The 7,269-nt window shown below is 68.7% G+C and carries 11 protein-coding genes (1 of these 11 cut by a window edge); 7 read left to right on the top strand and 4 right to left on the bottom strand.

Translation table 11 applies throughout. The annotated features are described in order from the left end of the window. Window positions 1-92 precede the first annotated feature (92 nt). The 3 genes from hemL to ACAM26_RS04510 are packed head-to-tail and all read right to left on the bottom strand — an operon-like array spanning window position 93 to window position 2,802. The gene (gene hemL / locus ACAM26_RS04500) at window positions 93-1,376 is read right to left on the bottom strand and encodes a glutamate-1-semialdehyde 2,1-aminomutase (protein WP_062276924.1); all 1,284 of its coding nucleotides are present in this window, start codon (window positions 1,374-1,376) and stop codon (window positions 93-95) included. Beyond that, complete coding sequence (gene thiE / locus ACAM26_RS04505; RefSeq protein ID WP_123139314.1) at window positions 1,376-2,008, bottom strand: thiamine phosphate synthase; 633 nt, start codon at window positions 2,006-2,008, stop codon at window positions 1,376-1,378. Before thiE ends, hemL begins: the two co-directional genes overlap by 1 nt. Continuing rightward, window positions 2,005-2,802 (bottom strand): hydroxymethylpyrimidine/phosphomethylpyrimidine kinase, encoded by a 798-nt coding sequence (locus ACAM26_RS04510; RefSeq protein ID WP_123139315.1) that lies wholly within the window; start codon window positions 2,800-2,802, stop codon window positions 2,005-2,007. Before ACAM26_RS04510 ends, thiE begins: the two co-directional genes overlap by 4 nt. 285 nt (window positions 2,803-3,087) lie before the next feature. Between ACAM26_RS04510 and ACAM26_RS04515 the strand changes: the two genes are divergently transcribed. The 6 genes from ACAM26_RS04515 to erpA all read left to right on the top strand — a co-directional run bounded on the left by ACAM26_RS04515 (window position 3,088) and on the right by erpA (window position 6,799). Beyond that, window positions 3,088-3,252, top strand: coding sequence for a rubredoxin (locus tag ACAM26_RS04515; RefSeq protein WP_062276931.1), 165 nt, complete (start codon window positions 3,088-3,090; stop codon window positions 3,250-3,252). Between the two features lie 73 nt (window positions 3,253-3,325). Next, window positions 3,326-3,829 carry a DUF5063 domain-containing protein gene (locus ACAM26_RS04520; protein WP_123139316.1) on the top strand — a complete coding sequence of 168 codons (504 nt, stop codon included), beginning with the start codon at window positions 3,326-3,328 and terminating at the stop codon, window positions 3,827-3,829. A 109-nt stretch (window positions 3,830-3,938) separates the two neighbouring features. Further along, window positions 3,939-4,301 (top strand): iron-sulfur cluster assembly accessory protein, encoded by a 363-nt coding sequence (locus ACAM26_RS04525; protein ID WP_005221723.1) that lies wholly within the window; start codon window positions 3,939-3,941, stop codon window positions 4,299-4,301. Between the two features lie 318 nt (window positions 4,302-4,619). Then, window positions 4,620-5,651 carry an N-acetyl-gamma-glutamyl-phosphate reductase gene (argC, locus tag ACAM26_RS04530; protein ID WP_132228068.1) on the top strand — a complete coding sequence of 344 codons (1,032 nt, stop codon included), beginning with the start codon at window positions 4,620-4,622 and terminating at the stop codon, window positions 5,649-5,651. Between the two features lie 4 nt (window positions 5,652-5,655). Next, the gene (locus tag ACAM26_RS04535; protein WP_123143304.1) at window positions 5,656-6,345 is read left to right on the top strand and encodes a DUF6776 family protein; all 690 of its coding nucleotides are present in this window, start codon (window positions 5,656-5,658) and stop codon (window positions 6,343-6,345) included. 103 nt (window positions 6,346-6,448) lie between these two features. Beyond that, entirely contained in the window at window positions 6,449-6,799 is a 351-nt protein-coding gene (gene erpA, locus ACAM26_RS04540; protein WP_123139319.1) for an iron-sulfur cluster insertion protein ErpA, read from the top strand. A gap of 6 nt (window positions 6,800-6,805) precedes the next feature. Here erpA and ACAM26_RS04545 read toward each other — a convergent pair whose 3' ends face one another. Further along, window positions 6,806-7,000: a hypothetical protein gene (locus tag ACAM26_RS04545; protein WP_190287863.1), complete on the bottom strand. Its 195-nt coding sequence runs from the start codon at window positions 6,998-7,000 to the stop codon at window positions 6,806-6,808. A gap of 258 nt (window positions 7,001-7,258) precedes the next feature. Between ACAM26_RS04545 and tyrS the strand changes: the two genes are divergently transcribed. Then, window positions 7,259-7,269, top strand: partial view of a tyrosine--tRNA ligase gene (gene tyrS / locus ACAM26_RS04550; protein WP_123143303.1) — the beginning only. Its footprint extends 1,192 nt past the window's final position; the window shows 11 of its 1,203 coding nt (coding positions 1-11); it begins with the start codon at window positions 7,259-7,261; its stop codon lies beyond the right edge, outside the window.

Raw genomic sequence — 7,269 nt, forward strand, 5'->3', positions numbered from 1 at the left:
CGGTGGCTCGGCTGCCGGTGTCGGGTGGGGTTTGGCGGTGAGAAGACCCGGACGGGCGGGGCCCGTCCGGGTGAGGGGGCGGTCGCCCCGGGTCAGCCGGCGATCTCGGCGAACACCTCGGCGGCGGCGTCGAGGGTGGCCTGGATCTCGGCCTCGCCGTGCTTGATCGAGACGAAGCCGGCCTCGAAGGCCGAGGGCGCGAGATAGACGCCGCGCTCGAGCATGCCGTGGAAGAAGGCCTTGAAGTGCTCCTGGTTGCAGGCGGTCGCCTGGTCGAAGCCGGTGACCGGTTCGGCGCTGAAGAACAGGCCGAACATGGCGCCCGCCTGGTTGGTGGTGAAGGGCACCCCGGCGGCGGCGGCGCGCTCGCGCAGGCCGGCGAGCAGCTCGCTGGTGGTGGCGGTGAGACGGTCGTAGAAGCCCGGCTCGCTGATCAGCTCGAGGGTCTTGAGGCCCGCGGCCATGGCGATCGGATTACCCGAGAGGGTGCCGGCCTGGTAGACCGGGCCGACCGGGGAGACGTGCTCCATGATCTCGCGCTTGCCGCCGAAGGCGCCGACCGGCATGCCGCCGCCGATGACCTTGCCGAGGGTGGTGAGGTCGGGGGTGACGCCGAAGTGACCCTGGGCGCCGCCGAGTGAGACGCGGAAGCCGCTCATCACCTCGTCGAAGATCAGCACCGCGCCGTGCTCGGTGCAGACCTCGCGCAGACCCTCGAGGAAGCCCGGCAGCGGCGGGATGCAGTTCATGTTGCCGGCGACCGGCTCGACGATGATGCAGGCGATCTCGGAGCCGATCTCGGCGAAGGTCTCGCGCACCGCCGCGATGTCGTTGTAGGGCAGGGTGATGGTCAGCTCGGCGAGTGCGGCGGGGACGCCGGGGGAGTTGGGCTCACCGAAGGTCAGGGCGCCGGAGCCGGCCTTGACCAGCAGCGAGTCGACGTGACCGTGGTAGCAGCCCTCGAACTTCACCACCTTGTCGCGACCGGTGTAGCCGCGCGCCAGGCGCAGCGCGCTCATCGTCGCCTCGGTGCCGGAGCTGACCATGCGCACCATCTCCATGCTCGGCACCAGCTCGCAGACGGTGTCGGCCATCTGGGTCTCGACCTCGGTCGGGGCGCCGAAGGACAGGCCCTTGCGCATCCGCTCCTCGACCGCGCCGAGCACCTCGGGGTGGGCGTGGCCGAGGATCATCGGGCCCCAGGAGCCGACATAGTCGACATAGCGCTTGCCGTCGGCGTCGTAGGCGTAGGCGCCCTCGGCGCGCTCGAAGAACACCGGGTCGCCACCGACGCCTCGGAACGCGCGCACCGGCGAGTTGACGCCGCCGGGGATGTGGCGCTGCGCGGCTTCGAAGAGTTCATGGGATCGGCTCATCAGGATGACTCCTTGGGGAACAGTGAGGTGTAGGCGCGGGCCGCGACGGCGACATCGGGCGCCGCGAAGACTCCGCTGACGACGGCGAGCATGTCCGCTCCCGCTGCGATCAGCAAACCGCCATTTTGTGGCGTGATCCCACCGATCGCAACTCGCGGCAGCGGGATCTCGCGCCGTGCGGCGTCGAGCAGTTCGGGGGTGGCGCGTACCGCCGCGGGCTTGGTCGGCGAGGCGAAGAAGCTGCCGAAGGCGACATAGCTCGCGCCCGCCGCCGCCGCCCGGCGGGCGCGCTCGAGCGCGTCGTAGCAGGAGACGCCGATGATCGCCCCCTCGCCGAGCAAGGCGCGCGCGTCGCGCGGGTCGCCGTCGTCGCGCCCGAGATGGACGCCATCGGCGTGGATGCGTGCGGCGAGCGCGAGGTCGTCGTTGATGATCAGTCGCGCGCCGCCGGCGCGGCAGCAGTCGAGCAGGGCGCGGGCCTGCTGCTCGCGCGCCCGCGCATCCGTCCCCTTGTCGCGAAACTGGATCAGCCGCGCACCGCCGGCGATGGCCTCGGCCACGCGCTCGGTGAGCGGGCGCGGGTGCGGGGCGGTGGGGGTGATGGCATAGAGCCCGTGCAACGCCTGGCTCATGGGTGCGACTGTGCGTAGAAGCGGTTGGGGGTGAGCTGGCAGCGCCCGGTGCGGAAGGCCTGATCGAGTGCGTTCCAGGTGTACTCCTGGGCCGCGGTCACCGCATCGACCATCGACTCGCCCCTGGCCAGGCGCACGGCGATGGCACTCGCCAGGGTGCAGCCGGAGCCGTGGTATTCGCCGGGGAGGCGTGGCCAGTCCCACTGGTGACGCGCGCCGCTGCGACCGTAGAGACGATTGGTGACATGCTCGGTGGTGTCGTGGGTGCCGGTGATCAACACCCAGCGCGCACCGCTGCCGAGCAGCCGTTCGGCGCATCGCGCCGGGTCCTGGAGGTCGGTGAGGGTGCGCGCCTCGGGCAGGTTGGGGGTCACCAGGGTGCTGCGTGCGATCAGGTTATGGCGCAGCTGGTTGAGCACCGCGGCGTCGGCGACACGCTGGCCGGTCCCCGAGGCGAGCACCGGGTCGAGCACCAGCGGCAGCTCGGGGTGCTCGTCGGCGAGGGTGGAGATCACGCGGACCGCGCGCGAGCTGCCGAGCAGCCCGACCTTGATCGCGCGCGGCGCGCTGTCGGCGATCAGGGTGCGGCACTGGGCCTCGAGCTGCTCGGCCGGCTGGGCGTGGATGGCGCGCACGCCGCAGGTGTCCTGGTCGGTCAGCGCGCTGATCGCGCTCACCGCGAAGCCGCCGTGCGCGGCGATCGTTTCGGCATCGGCCATGATGCCGGCGCCGCCGCTCGGGTCGTGGCCGCCGATACAGAGCACCACCGCCCGCTCAGGGCTGTCATTGATCATTCGAGATATCTCCGCGAGAGGCCCGGTGTCGATGCGCCGGGCGTGATGACGACGATTGCCCGGCGAATCTGCGCCCGGCGGCGATCAGGGGCATGATCAGCCGCCGATCGATGGTGATCGCGAGCGCGTCGCGGGCACGGTCCCGAACCCGTCGGGACGGTCGTCGACGTTGAAAACCGCGGGGTCTCCCCCGATTGTGTCTGGCAGTATTTAACCGCGCGTGCTGGCCGGGTGTCGACACCATGGCCGCTCGGTGTGCGGAGTAGCCTGAGGTCGTACACCCCGATGAAGACCTATCTCTGTATTGTCTGTGGACTGATCTACGACGAGGCCGAGGGCTGGCCCGAGGACGGCATCCCGCCCGGCACCCGCTGGGCCGATGTCCCGGCCGACTGGCGCTGCCCCGAGTGCGGCGCCGGCAAGGAGGATTTCGAGATGGTCGAGGTGTGAGGATCGCGTCCTGATCGAAGGGGTTGGATCAAGTTGGGGTCACTTGGCCGCATTCTCGGCTACACTCCTTGGCATGGAAGTCCTCACCCGCCCATCGCCCGTCTCCGAAGCGCCCTGCGGCGAGCTCGTCTCGCTGGTGCGCCGTTACTGCAGCCTGATCGAGTCATCGACCCGTGGTCGGCTGCACTGGCTGCCCGAGTTGGCGGTGCTGCTGCCCAGGCTGCATGCGCTCATCGCCCCGTTGAGCGCGGCTGGACTGGGTGCCGGTCACGTGCCGCCGGTCGATCTCGATGCCCGCTTCGAGCTCTTCTCCCATCTGCGCCGATTGCTCGCCGATCTTGACGGTTACTGGCTCGAGTTCGATCTCGCGAGTGAGGGGCGCGAGGCCATGTCCGGCAGCCTCGCCGATGACCTGACCGACATTTACTGCGAACTCAAGGCCGGACTCTGTGCCTACGACGAGGACCCGGAGTGGGCGTTGGCGGCCTGGTGCGCGGGTTATGAGCTGCACTGGTCGCGTCATCTGCTCGACGCCGAGCGTCATCTCTCCATGCTGATCGCCGACGGTCGGCTCTGAGCGGGGCCCCCGATCGCTTGAGGCCGGGCGCGCTTGCTGGATGCCCCTGAGTGCTTTTGCTATGCTCAAGAACTATTTTTCCGTTTTCTGAAGAAGAGGTTCGCCCCACATGTCCGCAGCGCTCACCGACGCGGAGCTGACCCTGACGGCACCGGCCCAGGCGAAGATGCAGGAGTTGTTCTCACAGGTCGACGCGACCGTGCAGGGGGTTCGCGTGTTCGCCTCGCCCGGCGGTTGCAGCGGCGTCAGCTTCGGCATGACCTTCACCGATGCCATCAACGACAACGATGGCGTGCTCGAGTGCGACGGCTTCAAGGTCGTGGTCGACGATGGCACGCTGGAGTATCTTCGCGGCGTCGAGATCGACTTCTCCGATGATGGCGAAGGCACCGCGACCTTCGTCTTCAACAACCTCCCCCAGGTCCAGGGCGGTGGTTGCTCCAGCTGTGGTTCCGGCAGCGGTTGCAGCTGATCCCGTCCCGGATCCGCTGGTGCCGGCCCCGCCCGGCACTCGCGAGGCCGCCTTCCGGCGGCCTTTGCGCCGAACCCGTCAGGCGAGCACCCCCCGGGTGCGTCACCAGTCCGTCGGTCGCGCTGCCGCGATCGGCGTGACGCCGATCCCCGCGCGTTCCGTCCTCGCCCGATCATCGATGCGGCGAGGTCCGGTGTCCCCGGTCGTCGTCCTTCCCGCCGTCGGGCCGGATCGATGGCGTGGGTCACCGCCCGCTGTCCTCTATAAGGATTCTCGTCGTGCGCGGCCCCTCGCTGGTCCGTGCATGGAGGCTTGAGCATGTTTAAGGTTGGAATCGTTGGTGGTACCGGTTACACCGGTGCCGAGCTGCTGCGCATCCTGGCGCGTCACCCCGAGGTGGAGATCGCGGTCATCACCTCTCGCGGCGAGGCCGGGCTGCCGGTCGCCGAGCTCTTCCCCCATCTGCGCGGTCATGTCGACCTGTGCTTCAGCGCGCCCGATGCCGAGACCCTCGGCGGCTGCGATCTGGTGTTCTTCGCCACCCCCAACGGCACGGCGATGAAGCTGGTGCCGGAGCTGTTGGCGCGCGGGACCCGGGTGGTCGATCTCGCCGCCGACTTCCGCATCAAGGACATCGCCGAGTGGGAGCGTTGGTACGGTATGTCGCACGCCTGTCCCGAGCTGGTGGCCGAGGCCGTCTACGGTCTGCCCGAGGTCAACCGCGCGGCGATCCGCGAGGCGCGTCTGGTGGCCAATCCCGGCTGCTACCCGACGGCGGTGACGCTGGGTCTGCTGCCGCTGCTCGAGGCCGGTGTGGTCGATCCGTCGTGGCTGATCGCCGACGGCAAATCGGGGGTCAGCGGCGCCGGGCGCAAGGCCAACGTCGGTCAGCTGATGGCCGAGGTCGGCGAGAGCTTCAAGGCCTATGCCGCCGGTGGTCATCGCCATGGCCCGGAGATCACCCAGAACCTGAACGCCGCCGCCGCTTCGTCGGTCAACCTCACCTTCGTGCCCCATCTGGTGCCGATGGTGCGCGGTATCGAAGCGACGCTCTATGCCCGCGAACTCGAGCCCGGCCAGGATCTCGAGGCGATCTATGCGCGCCGCTATGCCGACGAGCCCTTCGTCGACCTGATGCCGGCCGGCTCGCACCCCGAGACCCGTACCGTGCGTGGCTCCAACCTGTGCCGTATCGCCGTCACCCGTCAGGGCGACTCGGGGGTGGTCGTGGTCCAGTCGGTGATCGACAACCTGGTCAAGGGCGCGGCCGGTCAGGCGGTGCAGAACATGAACCTGATGCTCGGGCTCGACGAGTCGCTCGGGCTCGATGCCCTGGCGCTGCTGCCCTGAGCCAATGACGAGCCGTGGCGAGCGCTCGGCCCGTGGGTTCGCGCTGCTGGCGTGTCTGTTCTTCATCGCGCTCGCCTGCGGCGTCGGTTACGAACTCGGTCGCATCCCGGCGCGCACCGAGCTCGGCCCGGAGCTGGCCAGGCTCGCGGTCGAGCGCGAGACGCTGGCCCGCGAACTCGATGCGGCGCGCCAGCAGGCGCTGATCCTCGAACGCGACCGGACGATCGAGCGCGAGACGGTGCGGGTGCTGCAGTCGCGCCTGGAGGCGGCACAGGATGCGCGGCTCGAGCAGGCGCGCGAACTCTCCTATCTCAAGCGTCTGCTGCAGGCCGGTGACAAGGGGGCGGTTCGCGCACACGATCTGCGGCTGTCGGCGCAATCGCAGCCGCGTCGCTATGGCTATGACTTCCTGCTCACCCAGCTCGTCGACGGGGTGGGGCAGGTCGAGGGGCGGGTGGTGCTGGTCATCGAGGGGGTGCGCGGCGATGAGCCGGCGCGGTTGCGACTCGATGAGCTGACTGCCGAGCCGGCGACGATCGGCATGGACTTCGAACACTATCAGCACTGCTCGGGCTGGTTCATGCTGCCCGAGGGCTTCGCCCCGCAGCTGGTGGTGATCCAGATCGAGCCGGATGGCGAGCGCCTGGCTGCGACCAGCGCCTCCTTCCCCTGGCCGCTGGAGCTGATCGACTGACCCGGCGCTGGGCGCTCGCTGCCGTGTCCGGCGCGTGGTTGAACCTGCTCCCGGCGGGACGCATCTCGGCAGACATCACCATCATCACGAGGATGTCCATGTCATGAGCGCCGATGCCGCTACCGATGCCCCACTGGTCTTCACCACGTCGGCCGCCTCGAAGGTGGCGGAGCTGATCGCCGAGGAGGGCAACCCGGGGCTGATGCTGCGCGTCTATATCCAGGGCGGCGGCTGTTCCGGCTTCCAGTATGGCTTCGCCTTCGAGGAGCGTACCGAGGACGGCGACACCGAGGTCGTCACCGACGGCGTCAAGCTGCTCGTCGATCCGATGAGCATGCAATATCTGATGGGGGCCGAGATCGACTATACCGAGGGGCTGCACGGCGCCCAGTTCGTGATCCGCAACCCCAATGCCTCAACCACCTGCGGCTGCGGGTCGTCGTTCTCGGCCTGAGTGCGGTCAGCGCGGGGCGGTCGTCGTCCCGCTCTGCGGGAGTTCGGTCAGCTCGGCCTGCAGCGGCGGCAGCTCCAGCGGGATGACGCGCGCGTCGGTGTCGACCGCCTGGGGCTGGCCCTGAGGCATGTGCTCGAACCACCAGTAGGCACCATAACCAGCGCCCCCGACCACCGTGAGCAACAGCAGGATCGGGAACACGCGTGGTCCGCGTCTGCGGCGGGGGCGAAGCGGGATATCGCTCTGCCTGAATTTGTAGTCGCGCATAATATCTTTTATTTACAATGATGTAGGGCTTTATTTTCGAGTCCTAGTGTAGTCCCAAAGAACGGCTTCTCACAAGGATGGGTGCGCCCGTGCCCGGTCGGTAGCGATTGCGCTTGAGTCCCCCTGGGTGGCGTCGTAGGCTCTTCTCTTTGCGCCTCAAGGGCGCGCCACAGCTGAGAAGACACGATAACGATGGAAGCACT

Origin of the sequence: Marichromatium sp. PS1 (genome assembly GCF_041155115.1) — a bacterium.
Classification (GTDB): Bacteria; Pseudomonadota; Gammaproteobacteria; order Chromatiales; family Chromatiaceae; genus Marichromatium; species Marichromatium gracile.

What these genes read in the sequence shown, in the direction of transcription:
- ACAM26_RS04510 (WP_123139315.1), bottom strand. Translation starts at nt 2,802, where the DNA reads ATGATCAATGACAGCCCTGAGCGGGCGGTGGTGCTCTGTATCGGCGGC.
- ACAM26_RS04525 (WP_005221723.1), top strand. Translation starts at nt 3,939, where the DNA reads ATGTCCGCAGCGCTCACCGACGCGGAGCTGACCCTGACGGCACCGGCC.
- ACAM26_RS04520 (WP_123139316.1), top strand. Translation starts at nt 3,326, where the DNA reads ATGGAAGTCCTCACCCGCCCATCGCCCGTCTCCGAAGCGCCCTGCGGC.
- thiE (WP_123139314.1), bottom strand. Translation starts at nt 2,008, where the DNA reads ATGAGCCAGGCGTTGCACGGGCTCTATGCCATCACCCCCACCGCCCCG.
- argC (WP_132228068.1), top strand. Translation starts at nt 4,620, where the DNA reads ATGTTTAAGGTTGGAATCGTTGGTGGTACCGGTTACACCGGTGCCGAG.
- hemL (WP_062276924.1), bottom strand. Translation starts at nt 1,376, where the DNA reads ATGAGCCGATCCCATGAACTCTTCGAAGCCGCGCAGCGCCACATCCCC.
- ACAM26_RS04515 (WP_062276931.1), top strand. Translation starts at nt 3,088, where the DNA reads ATGAAGACCTATCTCTGTATTGTCTGTGGACTGATCTACGACGAGGCC.
- ACAM26_RS04535 (WP_123143304.1), top strand. Translation starts at nt 5,656, where the DNA reads ATGACGAGCCGTGGCGAGCGCTCGGCCCGTGGGTTCGCGCTGCTGGCG.
- erpA (WP_123139319.1), top strand. Translation starts at nt 6,449, where the DNA reads ATGAGCGCCGATGCCGCTACCGATGCCCCACTGGTCTTCACCACGTCG.